The sequence below is a fragment of the Streptomyces scabiei 87.22 genome (assembly GCF_000091305.1).
Classification (GTDB): Bacteria; Actinomycetota; Actinomycetes; order Streptomycetales; family Streptomycetaceae; genus Streptomyces; species Streptomyces scabiei.
The window spans coordinates 6,039,088-6,060,853 of record NC_013929.1; the positions used below are offsets into that span (position 1 = coordinate 6,039,088).

Below are 21,766 nucleotides of genomic sequence, written 5' to 3' on the forward strand. Positions count from 1 at the left end.
TCAATCAGAGCAGAGCCTGTGAACCGAGTCAACACGGTTCACAGATTTGAGTCCGTTCACGATGTGAAGGGGTAGATCTTGCGCCCGTCGGTATGCTCGACGTCACACCACCAGGTACGAGGGGAGCCGGGCGCGTGCAGGGGAACGGAACAGAGGTCACCGCCGCGGAGATCGCGCGGCTCGCCGGCGTGGGGCGCGCCGCCGTCAGCAACTGGCGCCGTCGGCATGCCGACTTCCCCAAACCGGTCGGCGGCACCGAGACCAGTCCGGCCTTCGCGCTCGGCGAGGTCGAGGAGTGGCTGCGCCACCAGGGCAAGCTCGCCGAGGTGCCCCTGAAGGAGCGTGTCTGGCAGCAGGTCACCGGGCACCCGGAAGGACCCGTCACCGCCCTGGTGCACGTGGGCTGCGCACTGCTCCACCTCCACGAGCGGCCCCTGGCCTGGCTGGAGTCGAGCGCCTGCCCCGACGACGGGCAGCTGGCCCGGGACCTGGCCGAGCCGCTGTGGCAGGTCCTCGCCCCGCGCCTCGGCCCGTCACCCGAGTCCGCCGTGCCCCGGCCGACGGCCGCCGGGCTGCTGCCCTCGATCCCGCTGCTGCGCGGCGCCACCGAACTCGCGGCCGACCTGGGCGCGCGGCAGACCTTCGAGTTCCTGCTCGCCCGGCACCTCGACGCCAACCCGCGCCAGTACACGCTCACTCCGGCCGGCCTCGCCGAGCTGATGGCCGAACTCGCCGGGCCCGCCCGCTCGGTGCTCGACCCGGCCTGCGGCACCGGCGCGCTTCTGCACGCCGTCGCCGCCCGCCCCGGCCAGGAGCTGTACGGCCAGGACAGCTCCCGCGAACTGGCCGCCCTCACCGCCCTGCGCCTCGCCCTCGGCAGCGGGAACGCCGCGGTCCGCACCGCCGCGGGGGACAGCCTCCGCGCGGACGCCCACGAGCCGCTGCGGGCCGAGGCCGTCCTGTGCCACCCGCCGTTCAACGAGCGCAACTGGGGCCACGACGAACTGGCCTACGACCCCCGCTGGGAGTACGGCTTCCCGGCCCGTACGGAGTCCGAACTCGCCTGGGTGCAGCACGCGCTGGCCCGTCTTCAGGACGGCGGCACCGCCGTGCTGCTGATGCCGCCGGCCGTCGCGAGCCGCCGCTCGGGGCGCCGTATCCGTGCCGACCTGCTGCGCCGGGGCGCGCTGCGCGCCGTGATCGCCCTGCCGGTCGGCGCGGCACCCCCGTACAACATCCCGCTGCACCTGTGGGTGCTGCGCAGGCCCGGCCGGGCCTCCGTGCCGCCCGAGTTGCTGCTCGTCGACACCGGCCGGCTCGTCCACGAGGGGCGCGGCGGGTCCGACCGGGCGGCCGTCCGCACCGCCGTGCTCGACGCCTGGCGGACCTTCGACCGGACCGGCGAGGTGGCGGAACAGCCGGGGCTGAGCCGTTCGCTGCCGGTCATCGAACTCCTCGACGACGACGTGGACCTGGCCCCCGCCCGGCATCTGCCGCCCCCGGCCGCGGGCGGCGGAGCCGAGCAGCTGACCGCCGTGCGCGAACGCCTCGGCGAGACGCTCCGCCTGACCACCGACCTCACACCCGCGCTCGCCGGGGAGGAGGCGGGGTCCGCGCGCTGGCCGCTCACCACGGTCGGCGAACTCGCGCGCGGGGGAGCCCTGGTGCTGCGCACCGGCGGAAGCGGCCCCCACACGCGCGTCCTCACCGACCACGACGTGCTGGCCGGCACGGCACCCTCGGGAACGCTGCCCGGGACCGGCGAGGACCCCGTGCTCGTGGAGGCCGGTGACATCGTCGTGCCCGTCCTCGGCGGCGGCGGGGTCGCGCGGGTGATCGACGAGGAGACCGCGGGCGCCGCCCTCGGCCGCAACCTCACCCTGCTGCGCCCCGACCGGGCCGCGCTGGACGCGTGGTTCGTCGCCGGCTTCCTGCGCGGCACCGCCAACAGCCGCCAGGCCAGCAGCTACGCCTCCACCGCGACCCGCCTCGACGTACGCCGCCTCCAACTGCCCCGGCTGCCCCTGGACCAGCAGCGCCGCTACGGCGAACGCTTCCGCGCCCTCGCCGCCTTCGAGGACGCCCTGCGCCAGGCCGGCCGCCTGGGCGAACGCCTGGTGAGGGGCATGTACGACGGACTGACGGACGGCACCGTCGCCCCGGACTGAGACCTCGCGGCGGACACCGGAGGGCGCCCGCCCGCCCCGGCCGACTCCCGCCGTCAGCCACCGACTCCCGCCAACTCCCGCCACGATCCCGGCTACCGGACGGAACCGCTCCGCCCGTGGCGGCGTGACCAGCACTGCAGTACTACAACGGTTGTCCACATCCCTGGACCTCATGTCGTGATCGACCGATACCCTCGGGACGACATCGCGCGTTCACTCTCACCAGGCCCTCAGGAGCAGCCATGCAAGGCCACGGCTATGCGCCGACACCGCCCCCCGGCCCCGACCAGGGGGGCCAGGTCACACTCCGTGTGATCTTCGTGGTGGTCGCGGTCATGAGCTGTGGCCTGCTCGCCTGGGCCTGCATGGTGCGGCTCGCCTCGGTGACCCGCAGGCCCCGCGACTGGTGGCTGTTCGCCCTGTCGCTCGTCCACATCGTCGTGACGCTGTACATCATCGGCACCGACCCGGGCGAGGAGGAGTTCACCACCTGGCGCGGCGACGTCGGCATGGGACTGCTGTTCGGCGGACTCGTGGCGATCGTCGCGTACTACCTGTACGCGGACATACGCCACTTCAGCGGCGCCCGGGGGCTCCACGCGTCGCCGTACGCCCAGACCACCGGGTACGCGCAGCAGACCGGCTACAACACCGGGCAGAGCGGGTACAGCTACCCGCCCGTCCAGGCCCCCCAGCCCTACACCCCCACGCCGCCGGTCCCGCAGCCGCCCGTCCAGCACCAGGCCCCGCCGCAGCCCCGGCCCGCCCCGGAGCCGCAGCGCCCCGGGCCCGCCCGCATCGACCAGGTGCGCGCCGAGCTGGACGAGCTGAGTGACTATCTCCGCAATCACGAAGGAGACCGGTGACCCAGGGGAAGGGACCCGGACGCCTGATCACCGGCCGCTACGAACTGTCCACGCTCATCGGCCAGGGCGGCATGGGCCAGGTGTGGACGGCGTACGACCAGCGTCTCGACCGGCGCGTGGCGGTCAAGCTGCTGCGCCCGGACAAGGTCGCGGGCCAGGAGGCCGACGAGCTGCGCCGCCGCTTCGTGCGCGAGTGCCGCGTCACGGCCCAGGTCGACCACCCCGGCCTGGTGACCGTGCACGACGCGGGCAGCGAGGGCGAGGAGCTGTTCCTCGTCATGCAGTACGTCGACGGGGCCGACCTCTCCGACCACCTCGCCGAGCACGACCCGTACCCGTGGCAGTGGGCCGTCTCGGTCGCCGCGCAGCTGTGCGCCGTGCTGTCGGCCGTGCACGCCGTGCCGATCATCCACCGCGACCTCAAGCCGCGGAACGTCATGGTCAAGCAGGACGGCACGGTCACCGTCCTCGACCTCGGCGTCGCCTCCGTGATGGACACCGACACCACCCGCCTGACCCACACCGGCTCACCCATCGGAAGCCCCGCCTACATGGCCCCCGAACAGGCCATGGGCGGCGCGGTCGGCCCCTACACCGACCTGTACGCCCTCGGTGTGCTGATCCACGAACTGCTCAGCGGGAACGTCCCCTTCACCGGCTCCACGGCCCTCGGAGTCCTGCACCGCCACCTCTACGAGCCCCCGGTCCCGGTCCGCCGGCTGCGCCCCGAGGTCCCGGAGAACCTGGAGGCCCTGGTCCTGCGGCTGCTCTCCAAGGACCCGCAGCACCGTCCGTCCTCCGCGCAGGAGACGTACGAACAGCTCCTCCCGCTGCTGCCCGCGCGCGGCATGCCCACCGGCTCCCCGCTCGACCCCACGCGCCCCTTTCTGCGCCCACACGCCCCCTGGCCGGACCGCGCCCGCATCCCCGCGCCGCAGCCGTCCGCCGTGCCCGACCCCGTGCCCGCCGTCGACAAGCCCGATGTGGCGGGCGCCGTCGACGAGGTCAAGCGGCTGCTCGGCGAGGGCCGCATCACCCAGGCCGTCGACATCCTCGGCGCGATCCTCCCGGCCGCCGCCGCCCAGCACGGCGAGCACTCGCCCGTCGTGCGCACCCTGCGCAAGCAGTACGCGGCCACCCTCATGGACGACGGCCAGTACCGCCGCGCCCTGCCCGAGCTGCGCCGCCTCGCCGACGAGCGGGCCACCGAGGCCGGACAGGCCGACCCCCAGGCCCTGCGCTGGCGCTACGACTCCGCCCAGTGCCTCGAACAGCTCGGCGAACCGGCCGCGGCCCTCGCCGAGTACCGCTCCCTGCTGCCCTACTACGAGAACCAGTACGTCGGCGGCGACCCCGAACTCGCCCTCGACGTCCGCCGCCGCATCGGCCACCTGCTGCTCGCCCTCGGCGACCGGGGCGCCGCCCACGAGACCCTGGGCCGCCTGCTGCTCGACGTGGAACGGCTGCGCGGCCCCGGCCACCCCCTCGCGGCCGAGGTCCGGCGCACCTTGCAGTGGCTGGGCCAGGTACGCGGCTGAGGCGGACGGCGGGCCCCCGCCCGGCGCACGCAGTGGAGGCCGGGGACGGGCCGCGCCGGGCCGGTGGCGGCGGACTCCTGGAGCGACGGTGCCCGAAGTCGGCGTGAATCGTTGGTCGAATGGCTGGCCGAGAGCAGGGCCACTGCCTACCATCGATCACCGCAAGACTTTGTGCGCCCGCCCGTCGCCCGACCACCACCCCTCATCGAGGCGCTGCGCGCCCACACCAGTCTTCACAATCTCCTCGGGAGGCTTTCTTGCACCGCCGCCGTCGCTCCGCGCTCCTCCTCTCCGCAGCGATCGCCGCCGCGGCCCCGCTCCTCACCGCCTGCGGAAACGACGCGCATCCCGGCGCGGCGGCCGTCGTCGGCCAGGACCGGATCACGGTCGCGCAGCTGGAGAACAGGGTGAACGAGGTGCGCACCGCCCAGCGCGCCGTCAGCACGGACGACAGCCAGTACCAGCAGGCCGTCGCCCAGAGCAGCGCCCTCACCCGCAACACCCTGAACGGCATGGTCCTGGAGAAGGTCCTCGACCAGGCCCTGAAGGACGCCGGCGTGACCGTCACCCGCAAGGAGGTCCAGAAGTACCGGGCCGACCTGGAGGCGCAGGCCGGCGGGGCCGAGGCCCTGGAGACGGCCTACCTGCAGCGCTACAGCGTCGCCCCGGGGCAGCTGGAGGAGAGCCTCCGCAGCGACGTCGAGGTCCAGAAACTCTCCGCCGCCCTCGGAGCCGACCTCAACACCCCGGAGGGCGGCGCCGTCTTCTGGAAGGCGCTCTCCAAGGCGTCGAAGGAACTCGACGTGGACCTCAACCCCCGCTACGGCAGCTGGGGCGTCGACCCGTCGTCCGGCAGGGTCGGGCTGGTGGACGCGAAGACACCGTGGCTGAAGGAGGTCACCCGGGCGGCGACGCCGGAGCAGGCGCAGGGGTGACCTCCGGGCCCCCGCCGATGCCCCGGGCGCCTGCCTGTGGACAACTCCGGGGGCCGTCCGTGACGTGGGTTACGTTCGTGGTGTGAACGCACACCGCCCCGACGGCACCTCCGCCACCACGGCCCCCGAGAGCACGGCCCCCGGCCGGGTCGTCCTGCTCACCACCAGCCACCGGGTCGCGCCCGGCCTGCTCTCCTGGCCGGCCTGGCAGGCACTGCACGGGGCCGACCGCGTGCTCTGCGCGGACGCGGCGCATCCCCAGCTCCCCTACCTCCGCGAGGCGGGGATCACGGTCGAGCGGGCGGCCCCGACGGCCGAGGACCTGGTGGACGACTGCGCCGGCGACCGCACGGTGGTCGTGGTGGCCGGCGCCGAGGGCGAGCCCCGCCTCACCGACGGCCTCGCCCGCCTCGCCGGCTCCGGCCGCGCCCGGATGCCGTCGCTGGAGCTGCTGCCCGCCTCCTACGACCTCCCCGGCGCCCGTCTCCTCGACCTCGTCCAGGTGATGGACCGGATCCGCGCGGAGTGCCCCTGGTCCTCGCGGCAGACTCACCGGGGCCTCGCCAAGTACGGCATCGAGGAAGCGTACGAGCTCGTCGAGGCCATCGAGGAGGGCGACCGGGACGAACTCCGCGAGGAGCTGGGCGACGTCCTCCTCCAGGTCGTCTTCCACGCCCGCATCGCCGAGGACGACCCCGACGCCCCCTTCTCCGTCGACGACGTCGCCGCCGGCATCGTCACCAAGCTCATCCACCGCCACCCCCACGTCTTCGGCGACGCGACGGCCACGACCCCGGAAGAGGTCAAGGCGCACTGGCTGCGCACCAAGGCCGTCGAGAAGCGGCGCGAGTCGGTCACCGACGGCGTACCCCTCGGCCAGCCCGGTCTCGCCCTCGCCGCCAAGCTCTCCTCGCGCGTCCGCACCGCCGGCCTCGACGTCCCGATACCCGTCGGCGACGACCTCGGCCACCGACTCCTCGCCCTCGCCGCCGACGCCGAGTCCCGGGGCATCGACCCCGAGGCGGCGCTCCGGGCGGCGGCCCGCGCGTACCGGGACGCGATCCGGATCGCGGAGGGCGTCCACCCGGAACCGGAGGAACGGACGGAAGCAGACACGGACACGGAAACGGACCCGGAGACGGAGACCGACGGAACCTGAACCGCCGACCGCCGACCGCCGACCGCCGACCGCCGGTAGCCGGTAGCCGGTAGCCGGTAGCCGGTCTCCGTCGCCGGCGCTCCGTCGGCACCCGGGGCACGGGCAGGCCGCCCCGCCGGCGCCGGATACCGTCGGCGGGTGACCAACCAGCCCGCACCCAGCTCCGCCGTGCCCACGGGTACCGGCGCGCCCGAGCTCTTCACCTGGGAGTTCGCCACCGACCCCTACCCGGCGTACGCCTGGCTCCGAGAGCACGCCCCCGTCCACCGGACACGTCTGCCCAGTGGTGTGGAGGCATGGCTGGTCACCCGCTACGGCGACGCGAAGCAGGCCCTCGCCGACGGGAGGCTGTCGAAGAACCCGGCGCATCACGCCGAGCCCGCGCACGCCAGGGGGAAGACGGGTATTCCCGGTGAGCGCAAGGCCGAGCTGATGACGCATCTGCTGAACATCGATCCGCCGGACCACACCAGGCTCCGTCGCCTCGTCTCGAAGGCGTTCACGCCCCGCCGGGTCGCCGAGTTCGCCCCCCGGGTCCAGGAGCTGACCGACCGGCTCATCGACGGCTTCGCGGACCGGGGGGAGGCCGACCTCATCCACGAGTTCGCCTTCCCCCTGCCCATCTACGCGATCTGCGACCTGCTCGGCGTCCCCCGCGAGGACCAGGACGACTTCCGGGACTGGGCGGGCATGATGATCCGGCACGGTGGTGGCCCGCGCGGCGGTGTCGCACGGTCGGTGAAGAAGATGCGCGGCTATCTCGCCGACCTCATCCACCGCAAGCGGGAGGGGCTCACCGACCACCCCGCGCCCGGCGAGGACCTCATCTCCGCGCTCATCCGCGCCTCCGACCACGGTGAGCACCTGACCGAGAACGAGGCGGCGGCGATGGCGTTCATCCTGCTGTTCGCCGGGTTCGAGACCACCGTCAACCTCATCGGGAACGGCACGTACGCCCTCCTCACCCACCCCGAGCAGCGGGCCCGCCTGCAGACCTCCCTCGCCGCCGGGGAGACCGGGCTGCTCGAAACCGGTGTCGAGGAACTCCTGCGCTACGACGGCCCCGTCGAACTCGCCACCTGGCGCTTCGCGACCGAACCCCTCACCCTCGGCGGGCAGGACATCGCCCCCGGCGACCCCGTCCTCGTCGTCCTCGCGGCGGCCGACCGCGACCCGGCCCGCTTCGACGACCCCGACACCCTGGACCTCTCCCGCCGTGACAACCAGCACCTCGGCTACGGCCACGGCATCCACTACTGCCTGGGCGCGCCACTCGCCCGGCTCGAAGGCCAGACCGCACTGGCGACGCTCCTCACCCGCCTCCCGGATCTGCGACTCGCCGTGGATTCGGCCGATTTGCGATGGCGAGGAGGTCTCATCATGCGGGGATTGCGCACGCTTCCGGTGGAATTCACCCCGCGGAAGCGGTCATGAGTGCACCGTGATCGCGCCGTGAGCAGCCCGTAGTGATACCCCGACGGCCCGTAGTACTACCCCGATCCGCGCCAGAAGTTGACGTTCTCTCAACTCCGTGATCTTCACGTGATCTGCGCTGCATTAACTTGTGACAACTGATCGACTGCCGATACGTTCACACGTCAGTGCGAAGGGGTCATCACGCCCGTCGCGCAGGCCATCGCTGTCGTGTGAAAGGCAACCGCATGCTCTCCGGGAACGGTCGTCACCGTCGCCCCCGCCAGGCTCCGGCTCTCCTCGTCGCGGCGGGAGTGACCGGGTCGGCCATCGCCATCCCGCTCCTCGGCGCCACCGGCGCGAGTGCGGCGAGCGGAACCACCTGGGACCAGGTGGCGGAGTGCGAGAGCGGTGGCTTCTGGAGCGCGGACACCGGGAACGGACGCTACGGCGGCCTCCAGCTGACCCAGGCCAACTGGGAGAAGTACGGCGGCCTCGAGTACGCGAAGACCGCGGACCTGGCCAGCCGCTCCCAGCAGATAGCCGTGGCCGAGAAGGTCCTCGCCGACCAGGGCGTCGGCGTCTGGTCCACCTGCGGACTGCTCCACAACCTCGGCGGCGACTCCGGTTCCGCCGACGTGGACACCGGCGTCGTGGACGACGCGTCGAACTCCGGCGGCGGTTCCGGTACATCCGGTTCGTCGGATTCCTCCGCCTCGCCGGACTCGGCCGGCTCCGCCGACTCGGCCAAGTCGACCGACGACGCCGACTCCGGCGACGGGTCCGGGAAGCGGGCCGCCTCGCCGGACGCGTCCGCGGACACGGCCGACGGTTCCGCGAAGGCGACCACGGACACCGACTCCGCGGACTCCACCGGCTCCGGTGACGGCGACGGCGACTCCCGGGAGTCCGACGGCGGGACGTCGGACGACGCGCGCCGGAGCGACGGTTCCGCGGCCTCCGAGGACGGCGAGAGCGGTACGGGCCGCCACCGCGGCGCCAGCGCCGAGGAGGGCTCCGGCACGGACACCGGCTCCGCCACGGAGTCCGGCGACGGCTCGCGCGCCGACGGCGCCTCCTCCGGCCGCCACGCCTCGCGGGACGGCGGCGCCTCGCGCGAGGCCGTGGAGGGTGCCTACACCGTCCGGGTGGGCGACAGCCTGACCGGCATCGTGAACTCGCTCGGCCTGGACGGCGGGTGGCGGTCGCTGTACTCCGAGAACGAGCGCACGGTCGGAACCGACCCGGACCTCATCCTTCCCGGTCAGACCCTCGAAGTCGGTGCCGAAACGGGCAAAAAGTAGCGGCAGTTCGGGTCATGGTTCGACCCCGATTGCCCGTTTTGATCTCCGTGGGAGATGAATCACAGACCCCGTGATCGTCTTTGAAATTCGGGCAATCACCTGTTTACGGTCGTGACCGCTCGCCACAGCGGGCCCTCCCGGTCGGCACGCCGAATCCTGCCATCGGCCGTGAGGAACAGTCGTCGCGTCAAGCGCCGTAGGCAGGAGCGGGGGACCCAAGGTAAGTGCCGGGTCCGGCGGTTGCGGCCCTTCGGGGGCGCACGACCGGAACCGGCTGGGGGTGAAGCCGCGCGACGTGAGCCGAGAGGCGAGCGTGCGCGGCCGGGCAACTCAACCGGCCCGAACCCGACAGCTCACCTCGCAGGCGTCGGTGAGGGGATCTCTCCATGCTGTTCTCCAGCAAGGGCAAGCACCGTCGCCCGTCCAAGGCCGCTCGCGCCATCGCCGTCGTCGGCGTCACCGGTGCCGCCGCCGTAGCCGCCCCGCTGATGGCCGCCGGCAGCGCCTCGGCCGCCACCGCCTCCGAGTGGGATGCCGTCGCCCAGTGCGAGTCCGGCGGCAACTGGTCCATCAACACCGGCAACGGCTACTACGGCGGCCTGCAGTTCTCGGCCTCCACCTGGGCCGCCTACGGCGGTACCCAGTACGCCTCCACCGCCAACCAGGCGAGCAAGGCCCAGCAGATCGCGATAGCCGAGAAGGTCCTCGCGGGCCAGGGCAAGGGTGCCTGGCCGGTCTGCGGCACCGGCCTGTCCGGCGCCTCGTACGACGGCGCCCCCGCCTCCTCCGGCACCACGAACTCCTCCGGCTCCTCGCAGAGCACGCAGGAGAGCACCGGGAAGAGCACCAAGAGCACCGAGGACAACCGCGCCTCCCGCTCCTCCGAGCGCGCCACCGTCAAGACCCCGACCGGCAAGAAGGTCAAGAAGGGCGACGGCGAGTACAAGGTCGTCAAGGGGGACACCCTCAGCGGCATCGCCGCGAAGAAGAACGTCAAGGGTGGCTGGGAGAAGCTCTTCGAGCTGAACAAGGACATCATCGACGACGCCGACTTCATCTACCCGGGCCAGCAGCTCCACCTGAGCTGACCCACGGCGTCCGAGACGGCCGCCACACGCCTGCCGACCCCACGGCCGCCCCCACGGCCGGGCAGGCGAGGGCAGGTTCAGCCGGGTTGGGAACCAGGCCGCTCCCCGGCTGAACCGCAGCCCGCTCACATCCGTGTCCTCCAGAGTGAAGACCTCGTGAGGGCCGTCCCCCGTCCCCACGAGCTCCCCGCCCCGGTGCGCATTCCCCCGTACGCACCGGGGCGGGGCTTTTTTTGCGTACGCATCGGGGCGGGGCTCATTTTTTTTGCACCGTCGGCGACTTCTCTTGTTCACCCCCTCTTTGTTCCGGGCGGGAACAATGGGTACGGTCTGTCTGTCCACGGGACGGTCGGTCGGCTGCCGACGGCCCGGGGGCGGTTAGGCTCTAGTCGCACGGCCCCAAGCGGCCCCGCACAACCAGCGTCACATCCCATGAAGGAGATGCTCGTGCCGTCCATCGACGTCGTCGTAGCCCGGGAAATCCTCGACTCACGAGGCAACCCCACCGTCGAGGTCGAGGTCGGCCTCGACGACGGCAGCACGGGTCGTGCCGCCGTTCCCTCCGGTGCCTCCACCGGCGCCTTCGAAGCCATCGAGCTGCGGGACGGCGACCCCAACCGCTACCTCGGCAAGGGCGTCGAGAAGGCCGTCCTCGCGGTCATCGAGCAGATCGGCCCGGAGCTCGTCGGCTACGACGCCACCGAGCAGCGCCTGATCGACCAGGCGATGTTCGACCTGGACGCCACCGACAACAAGGGCTCCCTCGGCGCCAACGCCATCCTCGGCGTCTCCCTCGCCGTCGCCCACGCCGCCTCCGAGGCCAGCGACCTCCCGCTCTTCCGTTACCTGGGCGGCCCGAACGCGCACCTGCTGCCCGTTCCGATGATGAACATCCTGAACGGCGGCTCGCACGCCGACTCCAACGTGGACATCCAGGAGTTCATGATCGCCCCCATCGGCGCGGAGTCCTTCTCCGAGGCCCTGCGCTGGGGCGCCGAGGTCTACCACACCCTCAAGAAGGTGCTGAAGACCAAGGGCCTGTCCACCGGCCTCGGCGACGAGGGCGGCTTCGCCCCGAACCTGGAGTCCAACCGCGCCGCCCTCGACCTCATCCTCGAGGCCATCAAGGAGGCCGGCTACACCCCCGGCGAGCAGATCGCCCTCGCGCTCGACGTCGCCGCCTCCGAGTTCTACAAGGACGGCGTCTACACCTTCGAGGGCAAGGAGCGCTCCGCCGCCGAGATGACGGAGTACTACGCCGACCTCGTCGCGTCGTACCCGCTCGTCTCCATCGAGGACCCGCTGTTCGAGGACGACTGGGCCGGCTGGAACACCATCACCGAGAAGCTGGGCGACAAGGTCCAGATCGTCGGCGACGACCTCTTCGTCACCAACCCCGAGCGCCTCGCCCGCGGTATCGAGGAGGGCTCGGCCAACGCCCTGCTCGTCAAGGTCAACCAGATCGGTTCGCTGACCGAGACCCTGGACGCCGTCGAGATGGCCCAGCGCAACGGCTTCAAGTGCATGATGTCCCACCGCTCCGGCGAGACCGAGGACGTCACCATCGCCGACCTCGCCGTCGCGGTGAACTGCGGCCAGATCAAGACCGGCGCCCCGGCCCGCTCGGACCGCGTCGCCAAGTACAACCAGCTGCTGCGCATCGAGGAGATCCTCGACGACGCCGCGGTCTACGCCGGCCGCTCCGCCTTCCCGCGCTTCAAGGGCTGAGCCGCCGACTGACCCGTTGAGGGCCAAGCCCGCGCCAGTCGTACGTACGTCCCCGTACCGGTCCCGTACCGTGTGCGGGGACGTACGCGCGTGCGCGGGAGAAGGCAGCAGCGGAAGGGGACGCGGGACATGGCCGTGAAGGACCGGGACCGGGACCGTTTCTCCACCGCGACCCGGCTGAAGGTGCTCGGTGAGCAGACGGCCGCCCGGGTCTACCGCTCCCAGGCCAAGCGCCAGGTCCGCCGCTCCCGGCTGACCGGCCGGGCCGCCCTGCTCGCCCTCGTCCTCTGCTCGATGATCGTGGCGCTCGCCTATCCCATAAGGCAGTACGTCTCCCAGCGCGCCGAGATCGCCGACATGCAGCGGCAGCGCCAGGAGGCGCGCGAGCGGGTCGAGGAGTTGCGCGACCTCAAGGCGCGCTGGCAGGACGACGCGTACGCCGAGCAGCGCATCCGGGAGCGGCTGCACTACGTGATGCCGGGCGAGACCGGCTACACCATGATCGACCCGGACGCCGCGAAGCAGTCCCGTACGACCCAGGGGGCGGCCGACCGTCCCTGGTACACCAATGTCTGGGACGGGGTCGACAAGGCCGACGCCGCCGACAGCCGGACGGTCACCTCCGTGACCGTCGACCGATGAGCCACACCGAGGACTTGAGTAGCAGGTTATGCAGACCCCTCCGCCGACCACCGAGCGCACCGAGCCGACCGACGCCGACGTCGAGGCGTTCCAGCAGCAGCTCGGGCGCCCCCCGCGCGGCCTCCGCGCGATCGCGCACCGCTGTCCGTGCGGCCAGCCGGACGTCGTCGAGACGGCCCCGCGCCTGCCGGACGGGACGCCCTTCCCCACGACGTACTACCTGACGTGTCCGCGCGCGGCCTCCGCGATCGGCACGCTGGAGGCCAACGGCGTGATGAAGGAGATGACGCAGCGGCTGGCGACGGACCCCGAACTGGCCGCCGCCTACCGGGCCGCGCACGAGGACTACATCGCCCGCCGCGACGAGATCGAGGTCCTGGAGGGCTTCCCGAGCGCCGGCGGCATGCCGGACCGCGTGAAGTGCCTGCACGTCCTCGTGGGGCACTCGCTGGCCGCCGGTCCCGGCGTCAACCCGCTGGGCGACGAGGCGATCGCGATGCTGCCCGAGTGGTGGGCCAAGGGCCCGTGCGTGGTGCCCGCGCCGGAGCCCTCGAAGGAGGACGGCCAGTGACCCGGGTCGCCGCCGTCGACTGCGGCACGAACTCCATCCGGCTGCTGGTCGCCGACTGCGACCCGGCCACCGGTGAACTGATCGAGCTGGACCGGCGGATGACCATCGTCCGGCTGGGCCAGGGCGTGGACCGTACGGGGCGGCTGGCGCCCGAGGCGCTGGAGCGGACCTTCGCGGCCTGCCGGGAGTACGCGGCCCTCATCAGGGAACTGGGCGCCGAGCGGGTCCGCTTCGTGGCCACCTCCGCCTCCCGGGACGCCGAGAACCGGGACGAGTTCGTCCGCGGGGTGTTCGACATCCTGGGCGTCGAGCCCGAGGTGATCTCCGGCGACCGGGAGGCCGAGTTCTCCTTCACGGGCGCCACCAAGGAGCTGACGGGCCGCACCGATCTCACCACGCCGTACCTGGTGGTGGACATCGGCGGCGGCTCCACCGAGTTCGTGGTCGGGGACGGCCACGTGCGCGGCGCCCGGTCCGTGGACATCGGCTGCGTCCGGCTGACCGAGCGGCACCTCGTCCGGGGCGGGGCCGTCGTCGACCCTCCCGGGCCGGAGCAGATCGCCGCGATCCGCGCCGACATCGAGGCCGCCCTCGACCTCGCCGAGCGGGACGTCCCGCTGCGGGAGGCGCACACCCTCGTCGGGCTCGCCGGTTCGGTGACGACCATCTCCGCGATCGCCCAGGACCTGCCCGCGTACGACTCGGCGGCCATCCACCACTCCCGGGTCTCCCACGACCGCGTCCGCGAGATCACCGAGTGGCTGCTGGCCTCGACGCACGCCGAGCGGCAGGCGGTGCCGTCGATGCATCCGGGGCGGGTGGACGTGATCGCCGCGGGCGCCCTGGTCCTGCTCTCGATCATGGAGCGGATCGGCGCGTCGGAGGTCGTGGTCAGCGAACACGACATTCTGGACGGAATCGCCTGGTCCGTCGCCTAGCTCCCGGGCGGACCGCGCCTGTTTTGCTACTCATCAGTAGCCTCGCTTGAGCTGTTCGGATAACGTATGAGCGCGTCCGAGGGGTGCTCCGGCGCCCCTCGCCGGCCGTCCGCCGGGAAACTTCGTGAAGTTCTTCACAAGAGAATCGGCCCAGTTGAGCGATGTTTTGAGGCTCCGCAGAGCGTTCCGGGGCTTCGGGGGGTCAACGGGGCGTCCCCGAGGGGGTGTCGCGGGGGTCTCGTCCGTGTGAAACCGAGGGGTGGTCCAGCGCTCCCGGGAGACCGGAACGGCAGTTCACGCGGCCTTGACAACGGTCAAACCCACCGGCTGGTTCCCTGGTGGACCGCGGGTCCCGCCCAAGGGGTCGCGCAGTGTAGCAGAGGGGGCGAGGAAGCTTGTGAAGGGGCGCACGAGCGACCCCCGGATGGCGGGTACATACTCGATGGCATGAGCACCACGGAGCGTCCCAGGATCCTCGTAGTAGGCGGTGGGTACGTAGGCCTGTACGCAGCTCGGCGCATCCTCAAGAAGATGCGCTACGGCGAGGCGACCGTCACGGTCGTCGACCCCCGGTCGTACATGACCTACCAGCCCTTCCTCCCCGAAGCCGCCGCCGGCAGCATCTCCCCCCGGCACGTCGTCGTCCCGTTGCGACGCGTGCTGCCGAAGGCGGAGGTCCTCACCGGTCGGGTCACCACCATCGACCAGGACCGCAAGGTCGCCACGATCTCCCCGCTGGTCGGCGAGGCGTACGAGCTGCCCTTCGACTACCTGGTGATCGCGCTCGGCGCGGTCTCCCGCACCTTCCCGATCCCCGGCCTCGCCGAGCAGGGCATCGGTATGAAGGGCATCGAGGAGGCCATCGGCCTGCGCAACCACGTGCTGGAGCAGCTCGACAAGGCCGACTCCACGACCGACGAGGACGTCCGCCGCAAGGCGTTGACCTTCGTCTTCGTGGGCGGTGGCTTCGCCGGCGCGGAGACCATCGGCGAGGTCGAGGACATGGCCCGCGACGCCGCGAAGTACTACAAGAACGTGTCCCGCGAGGACATGCGCTTCGTGCTCGTCGACGCCGCCGACAAGATCCTCCCCGAGGTCGGTCCGAAGCTCGGCAGCTACGGCAAGGAGCACCTGGAGGGCCGTGGGGTCGAGGTCTACCTCAACACCTCCATGGACTCCTGCGTAGACGGCCACGTCGTGCTGAAGAACGGGTTGGAAGTCGACTCCAACACCATCGTCTGGACCGCCGGCGTCAAGCCCAACCCGGTCCTCTCGCGCTACGGCCTCCCCCTCGGCCCCCGCGGCCACGTGGACGCCCGGCCGACCCTCCAGGTCACCGGCACCGACTACATCTGGGCCGCGGGCGACAACGCCCAGGTCCCGGACGTCGCGGCCCGCAAGGCCGGCGTCGAGAACGCCTGGTGCCCGCCGAACGCCCAGCACGCGCTGCGTCAGGCGAAGGTCCTCGGCGACAACGTGGTCTCCGGTATGCGGGGCTTCCCGCAGAAGGAGTACGCGCACTCCAACAAGGGCGCGGTGGCGGGTCTCGGCCTCCACAAGGGCGTCGCGATGATCGTCATGGGCAAGATGAAGATCAAGCTCAAGGGCCGTCTGGCGTGGTACATGCACCGCGGCTACCACGGCCTGGCGATGCCGACGTGGAACCGGAAGATCCGTGTCTTCGCGGACTGGACCCTCGCGATGTTCCTCAAGCGCGAGGTGGTCTCCCTGGGCGCCATCGAGACTCCTCGCGAGGAGTTCTACGAGGCCGCCAAGCCGGCGCCCGCGCCGGTCGCTGCCGCGAGCAAGACCGCGGAGAAGGCCAAGGCGTCCTGACGTCCTGACCTCTGGTGTCCTCCGAAGGGCCTCCCGCCATCCGTGGTGCGGGGGGCCCTTCGGGGTGCGTGGGGGGAGCTCGGGGGTGCGGGTGCGTTGTCGGGTGCGGGCCCGGTGGGGCTTCTCGCGCAGTTCCCCGCGCCCCTGAAAAGCAGGGGCTGCGCCCCATGCTTTTCAGGCCCGCAGGGCCGTTGGCTTTCAGGCCCGCAGGGCCTGGGCTTCTAGGGGCGCGGGGAACTGCGCGACCAGCCCCCACGCACCCGCACCCGCAGAACACACCTCCCCACGGGAATACGGCACAGCCCCGCAGGTGATTACCGTGGCGTTGGACATTCCGGGATCTCCTGTCACGGAGGTGTGCGCCATGCAGGACGCCGCGTCGCGGCTGAAGAACCTGTTCGAGCAGCTGTCGGGAGAACCGCTCCCGGTCCGGCTGCGGGCCTGGGACGGCTCGACGGCAGGCCCACCGGAGGCCCCCGCCCTGGTGGTACGCAACCGCAGGGCCCTGCGCCGGCTGCTGTGGAAGCCGGGCGAACTGGGCCTGGCCCGCGCCTGGGTCGCCGGCGACCTAGGCGTCGAGGGGGACCTCTACGCCGTACTGGACCTGGTGGCCGCCCATGTGTGGGAGCGGGACGAGGGCGCCCGGAGCCCGGGCCGGGCCCTGCGCGACCCGGAGGCCCGCGCGGCCGTCAGGGATCTGCTGAGGCTGGTCGGCCCCGCCGTGCTGGTCCCGCCCGCCCCGCCCCGCGAGGAGGTCCGCGCCCGCCACCGGCACACCCGGCGCACCGACAGACGGGCCGTCAGCCACCACTACGACGTGGGCAACGACTTCTACGAGATCGTCCTCGGCCCCTCGATGGTGTACTCCTGCGCCTACTGGCCCGCCCCCGACGCCACCCTCGAAGCCGCCCAGCACGACAAGCTCGACCTCGTCTGCCGCAAACTCGCCCTGGCCCCGGGCATGCGGCTCCTCGACGTCGGCTGCGGCTGGGGCTCCCTGGCCGTGCACGCGGCCCGCGAGTACGGCGTCCACGTCGTCGGCGTCACCCTCTCCCAGGAGCAGGCCGCGTACGCCCGTAAGCGGGTCGCCGACGAGGGCCTCACCGACCGCGTCGAGATCCGCGTCCAGGACTACCGGGACGTGGTCGACGGGCCCTACGACGCCATCTCCTCCATCGGTATGGCCGAACACGTCGGCGCCGACCGGTACCTGGAGTACGCCAGGGACCTGTACCGGCTCCTCGCCCCCGGCGGACGGCTGCTCAACCACCAGATCTCCCGCCGCCCCCAGCAGGACGAGGGCACCTACTCCCTCGACGGCTTCATCGACGCGTACGTCTTCCCGGACGGCGAACTCGCCCCCGTCGGCACCACCGTCACCCAGCTCGAACGCGCCGGGTTCGAGGTCCGGGACGTGGAGTCCCTCCGCGAGCACTACGCCCTCACCCTGCGCGCGTGGGTCACCCGGCTCGAAACGGGCTGGGCCCGGGCGGTCGCCCTCGCCGGTCCGGGCCGCGCCCGGGTCTGGCGCCTCTACATGGCCGCCTGTGCCCTCGGCTTCGAGCGCAACCGGCTCGGCGTCAACCAGGTGCTGGCCGTACGGCCCTCGGAAGGGGGTGCGTCGGGACTCCCGCTCAGGGCCCGGACCTGGGGAGCCTGACTCCCCGTACAGGGGCGTGAGCGGCCGTACGGGGGCGCGCGAAGGGCCCCGTTCCGCACCGGAACGGGGCCCCTCGGCACCAGTCGTCGCCGCTCCCGCGCGGCTACTCCGACTTGATCGCCGCCAGCATGTTGAGCCTCGCGGCGCGGCGGGCCGGCCACAGCGCGGCCAGGATGCCCACCGTGGCGGCCAGCAGCAGGAAGACGGCCATCCGGGCCCAGGGCAGGACCAGTTCGTACGTCGGCATCCGGCTGGCGAGGAGTTCGCCGGCGGCCCAGCCGAAGAAGACGCCGAGGCCGATGCCGAGGACACCGCCGAACAGGGAGATGACGAGGGACTCCAGACGGACCATCCGCTTGATGCCCCGCCGGTCGAGACCGATCGCCCGGAGCATGCCGATCTCCTGCGAACGCTCGAAGACCGACATGGCCAGGGTGTTGATGACACCGAGGACGGCGACGATCACGGCCATGGCCAGCAGGCCGTAGAGCATGTTCAGCATCAGCGTGAACATCTGCGCGATGTCGTCGGAGAGGTCCTGGCTGCTCTGGACCTTGATCGCCGGGTTGTCGCCGAGGGCCTTCTCCAGCCGGTCCTTGGTGGCGTCGGAGGCACCCGCCGAGGTCTTCACCATGACCATCATGTCGGCCGGGTCGGCGGAGGCCGGCAGCCGCTCGGTGAGCGTGGCGTTGTCCAGGAGGATGCCCCGGATCAGTTCGTTGCTCTCGTAGACCCCGGCGACCGTCAGCTTCTGCTTCTCGCCGCCCTCGAAGCCGGCCGTGAACTCCGCGCCGGCCTTCCAGCCGCGCCGGGCGGCGGTGTCCGCGTCCACCACGACGTCCGCACCGCCGACCTTGAACGTCCCCGAGTCGAGGGGCAGGTCGGTGACCTTGCCGATCGCCGCGCCGTTGACGCCCGTCAGGTACTCGGTCTCGTCCCCGATGCGGGACTCGGCGTTGCGCAGCGGGGAGACCGCGGTGACGCCCTCGGTGGCGGACAGCTTCTTCTCCACGTCGGGGGAGAGGTAGCTGCCGCTGGTCATCGAGACGACGTAGTCCGCCTTGATCGCGTCGGCGGCCATCCTGGAGATGGCCTGCTGCAGGCTTCCCGCCATCACCGTCATCCCGGTGATCAGCGTCAGGCCGATCATCAGCGCCGAGGCAGTCGCGGCGGTACGGCGCGGATTGCGCACGGAGTTCTGCCGGGCGAGCTTGCCGGAGATCCCGAAGACCCGCATGAGGGGGGACACGGCCGCGATCAGCGGGCGGGAGAGCAGGGGGGTGAGGACGAAGACACCGATGATCAGCAGGACCGCGCCGATGCCCATCGGGGCCTGGCCGTCCGAGCCGTCCATCGTGGTGGCGTACAGGACGGTGGCCGCGCCGGCGCCCGCCAGCAGCGCGCCGAGGGTGTTCCGTACGACGAGCGACTTGGTCGTCGCCTTCGCGTGGACGCTGCTCATCGCGGCGACCGGCGGGATCTTCGCGGCGCGGCGGCCCGGCAGCCAGGCGGCCAGCATGGTGACCAGCACACCGACCAGCAGGGCGGTGGCGACCGTGCCGGGGGAGACCACCAGCGGGCCGTCGGGGACGGTCTCGCCGAGGGTGCTGATCAGGGCGCGCATCCCGGCGCCGATGCCGACGCCGGCGACGAGGCCGGTGACCGCGGCGACCGTGCCCACCACCAACGCCTCGATCAGCACGGACCGCGTCACCTGGCGGCGGGAGGCGCCGACGGCACGCAGCAGCGCCAGCTCCTTGGTGCGCTGGGCGACGAGCATCGTGAAGGTGTTGGCGATGATGAACGTGCCCACGAACAGGGCGATCCCGGCGAAGACCAGCAGCGCGTTCTTCATGCCGCTCATCTGGGTGGCGATCTGCGTGGCCTGCTGATCGGCGAGCTGCCGTCCGGTGATCGTCTCCGCGGTGTCCTCGGGGAGGACCTTGTCGACGGCCTGCCGCAGCCGGGTCTGGCTGGTGCCGGCCGCCGCGGCCACGGTGATCTCGTCGTACTCGCCCTCGTCGTGGAACAGCTTCTGCGCGGTCGCCGTGTCGAACAGGGCGAGGCTGCCGCCGGCCGCGACGTTGCCGTCGTCCGTCGTGAAGATCCCGCTGACGGTCGGGGTGAGGACCGGGCCGTCGACGGACAGCCGGATGGTGTCGCCCACCCGGTACCCGGCCCGCTTCGCGGTCTCGGCGTCGATGGCGACCTCGTCCGTGCCCTTCGGCGCGGTGCCGTCCCGGAGCGGATAGCGGGGATCGTCCGTCCCCCAGAAGTTCCCGCCCTGCGACTGGAAGCCGCCGCCGATCAGCTTGCCGTCCTTGTCGGCGAGGGCGGTGAACCCGCTCACCACACCGATCGCGGACTCGGCGCCGGGCACCCCCTCGATCTTCTTCAGCAGACCCGGCGTCAGCTTGGGCTGCTCGGCGACGGTGTCGCCCTCGTCCGGCTGATACCCCGGCCGGACCGCGACGTCCACATGGTCGAAGCCCTTCGCCGAACTCCGCTGCAGCGCGTCCGAGATGGTGTTCGTGAAGACCAGCGTGCCCGAGACGAAGGCGACGCCGAGCATCACCGCGAGCACGGTCATGAGAAGCCTGGCCTTGTGCGAGAGCACGTTGCGCAGGGCGGTACGGAACATGAGTGGGGTCCCTGTCAGGGGTCGGAGGGGCGGGGCGAGGGTGAGGGGGAGCGCCTAGCTCGTACGGCCCTTGCTGTCGAACCGCTTCATGCGGTCGAGGACGGAGTCGGCCGTCGGCTCGTGGATCTCGTCCACGAGGCGTCCGTCGGCGAGGAAGACGACCCGGTCCGCGTAGGCCGCGGCCACCGGGTCGTGGGTCACCATCACCACGGTCTGCCCCAACTCCCGTACGGAGTTGCGGAGGAAGCCCAGCACCTCGGCGCCCGAACGCGAGTCGAGGTTTCCGGTCGGCTCGTCGCCGAAGATGATGTCCGGGCGGGAGGCGAGGGCGCGGGCCACCGCCACGCGCTGCTGCTGGCCGCCGGAGAGCTGGGCGGGCCGGTGCTTGAGCCGGTCGGCGAGGCCCACCATGCGGATCACGGTGTCCAGCCACTGCTTGTCCGGCTTGCGGCCCGCGATGTCCATCGGGAGGGTGATGTTCTCCAGCGCGGTCAGGGTGGGCAGCAGGTTGAACGCCTGGAAGATGAACCCGATCTTGTCCCGGCGCAACTTGGTGAGCTGCTTGTCCTTGAGCGAGCCCAGCTCGGTGTCGCCGATGCGGACGGAGCCGGAGGAGAAGGTGTCCAGGCCCGCCACGCAGTGCATCAGCGTGGACTTGCCGGAGCCCGAGGGGCCCATGATCGCGGTGAACTGGGCCTGCCGGAAGTCGATGGAGACCTGGTCCAGCGCGACCACCCGGGTCTCGCCCTGTCCGTAGACCTTCGACAGTTCCGTGGCGCGGGCGGCCACGACGGTGGCCCGGTCGGCGAGGGGAGTGGTGGTCACGGGTGGGTGCTCCTTGGGGCGGGTGACGGTCGAGGGGGCGCCGGAAGGACGGCCCGGGGCGTGCCCGGCCGTGCGGCGCGGCAGGCCGGAAGCCGGTCGCTTCGTGGATGTCTCCATCGTCCCGAGGTAAGGGAGCCGTGTAGTCAGCCGCTGTCCTGGTTCCGGGGGCAGACTTGCGACGGACGGGCGGGCGGTGCGTCATACCTGGGGATGACGGCGGCGTCCGCCCGGAGAGCGGGCTGCCGAAGCAGCCGGCGTGCGCCGGGCCGGGTGGCCCGCGGTTGAGGTTTCCTGTCCGATTCGAGGGACCGTCAGATCCCGGACGCGGGACCGCGATGACCCACGAGAACCGCCGCGTCACCCCGCGTGTCCTCACCGGGGCGCTCGTTCGGGCGGTGAAATTCCGTCATTCCCCGTACGCCCGGTCGGGCCGTCCGGAAGGCTATTGGCAAGT

At 71.9% G+C, this 21,766-nt stretch carries 16 protein-coding genes and 1 riboswitch; of the genes, 14 read left to right on the forward strand and 2 right to left on the reverse strand.

All coding sequences use genetic code 11. From position 1 onward, the window contains the following. Positions 1–134 precede the first annotated feature (134 nt). The 14 genes from SCAB_RS25920 to SCAB_RS25985 all read left to right on the forward strand — a co-directional run bounded on the left by SCAB_RS25920 (position 135) and on the right by SCAB_RS25985 (position 17,846). Positions 135–2,168, forward strand: a complete 2,034-nt coding sequence (locus tag SCAB_RS25920) for an N-6 DNA methylase (RefSeq protein ID WP_013003045.1) — start codon at positions 135–137, stop codon at positions 2,166–2,168. Between the two features lie 242 nt (positions 2,169–2,410). Further along, positions 2,411–3,034, forward strand: a complete 624-nt coding sequence (locus SCAB_RS25925) for a hypothetical protein (RefSeq protein WP_013003046.1) — start codon at positions 2,411–2,413, stop codon at positions 3,032–3,034. Positions 3,035–3,078: 44 nt separating this feature from the next. Further along, a complete protein-coding gene (locus SCAB_RS25930; RefSeq protein ID WP_267888863.1) occupies positions 3,079–4,572 on the forward strand; it encodes a serine/threonine-protein kinase in 1,494 nt (497 codons plus the stop codon). A 257-nt stretch (positions 4,573–4,829) separates the two neighbouring features. After that, positions 4,830–5,507, forward strand: coding sequence for a SurA N-terminal domain-containing protein (locus SCAB_RS25935; protein WP_013003048.1), 678 nt, complete (start codon positions 4,830–4,832; stop codon positions 5,505–5,507). An 82-nt stretch (positions 5,508–5,589) separates the two neighbouring features. After that, entirely contained in the window at positions 5,590–6,666 is a 1,077-nt protein-coding gene (locus SCAB_RS25940; protein ID WP_013003049.1) for a nucleoside triphosphate pyrophosphohydrolase, read from the forward strand. Positions 6,667–6,804: 138 nt separating this feature from the next. After that, complete coding sequence (locus SCAB_RS25945; RefSeq protein WP_013003050.1) at positions 6,805–8,100, forward strand: cytochrome P450 family protein; 1,296 nt, start codon at positions 6,805–6,807, stop codon at positions 8,098–8,100. Positions 8,101–8,327: 227 nt separating this feature from the next. Beyond that, complete coding sequence (locus SCAB_RS25950; RefSeq protein WP_013003051.1) at positions 8,328–9,383, forward strand: LysM peptidoglycan-binding domain-containing protein; 1,056 nt, start codon at positions 8,328–8,330, stop codon at positions 9,381–9,383. Positions 9,384–9,565: 182 nt separating this feature from the next. Continuing rightward, a riboswitch (cyclic di-AMP (ydaO/yuaA leader) is annotated at positions 9,566–9,765 on the forward strand. A 4-nt stretch (positions 9,766–9,769) separates the two neighbouring features. Next, complete coding sequence (locus SCAB_RS25955; protein ID WP_013003052.1) at positions 9,770–10,471, forward strand: LysM peptidoglycan-binding domain-containing protein; 702 nt, start codon at positions 9,770–9,772, stop codon at positions 10,469–10,471. 447 nt (positions 10,472–10,918) lie between these two features. Then, positions 10,919–12,199: a phosphopyruvate hydratase gene (eno, locus tag SCAB_RS25960; protein ID WP_013003053.1), complete on the forward strand. Its 1,281-nt coding sequence runs from the start codon at positions 10,919–10,921 to the stop codon at positions 12,197–12,199. A gap of 129 nt (positions 12,200–12,328) precedes the next feature. Beyond that, positions 12,329–12,841 carry an FtsB family cell division protein gene (locus SCAB_RS25965; protein WP_013003054.1) on the forward strand — a complete coding sequence of 171 codons (513 nt, stop codon included), beginning with the start codon at positions 12,329–12,331 and terminating at the stop codon, positions 12,839–12,841. Between the two features lie 28 nt (positions 12,842–12,869). After that, a complete protein-coding gene (locus SCAB_RS25970; RefSeq protein ID WP_013003055.1) occupies positions 12,870–13,412 on the forward strand; it encodes a DUF501 domain-containing protein in 543 nt (180 codons plus the stop codon). Further along, entirely contained in the window at positions 13,409–14,350 is a 942-nt protein-coding gene (locus SCAB_RS25975; RefSeq protein WP_013003056.1) for a Ppx/GppA phosphatase family protein, read from the forward strand. Before SCAB_RS25970 ends, SCAB_RS25975 begins: the two co-directional genes overlap by 4 nt. Before the next feature lie 447 nt (positions 14,351–14,797). Further along, entirely contained in the window at positions 14,798–16,186 is a 1,389-nt protein-coding gene (locus SCAB_RS25980; RefSeq protein ID WP_013003057.1) for an NAD(P)/FAD-dependent oxidoreductase, read from the forward strand. Between the two features lie 364 nt (positions 16,187–16,550). Beyond that, positions 16,551–17,846: a class I SAM-dependent methyltransferase gene (locus SCAB_RS25985; protein WP_013003058.1), complete on the forward strand. Its 1,296-nt coding sequence runs from the start codon at positions 16,551–16,553 to the stop codon at positions 17,844–17,846. A gap of 103 nt (positions 17,847–17,949) precedes the next feature. On the opposite strand, the gene SCAB_RS25990 is transcribed toward SCAB_RS25985, so the two are convergent. Further along, positions 17,950–20,487, reverse strand: coding sequence for an ABC transporter permease (locus tag SCAB_RS25990; protein WP_013003059.1), 2,538 nt, complete (start codon positions 20,485–20,487; stop codon positions 17,950–17,952). Between the two features lie 54 nt (positions 20,488–20,541). After that, complete coding sequence (locus tag SCAB_RS25995) at positions 20,542–21,312, reverse strand: ABC transporter ATP-binding protein (protein WP_013003060.1); 771 nt, start codon at positions 21,310–21,312, stop codon at positions 20,542–20,544. Positions 21,313–21,766: the final 454 nt, after the last annotated feature.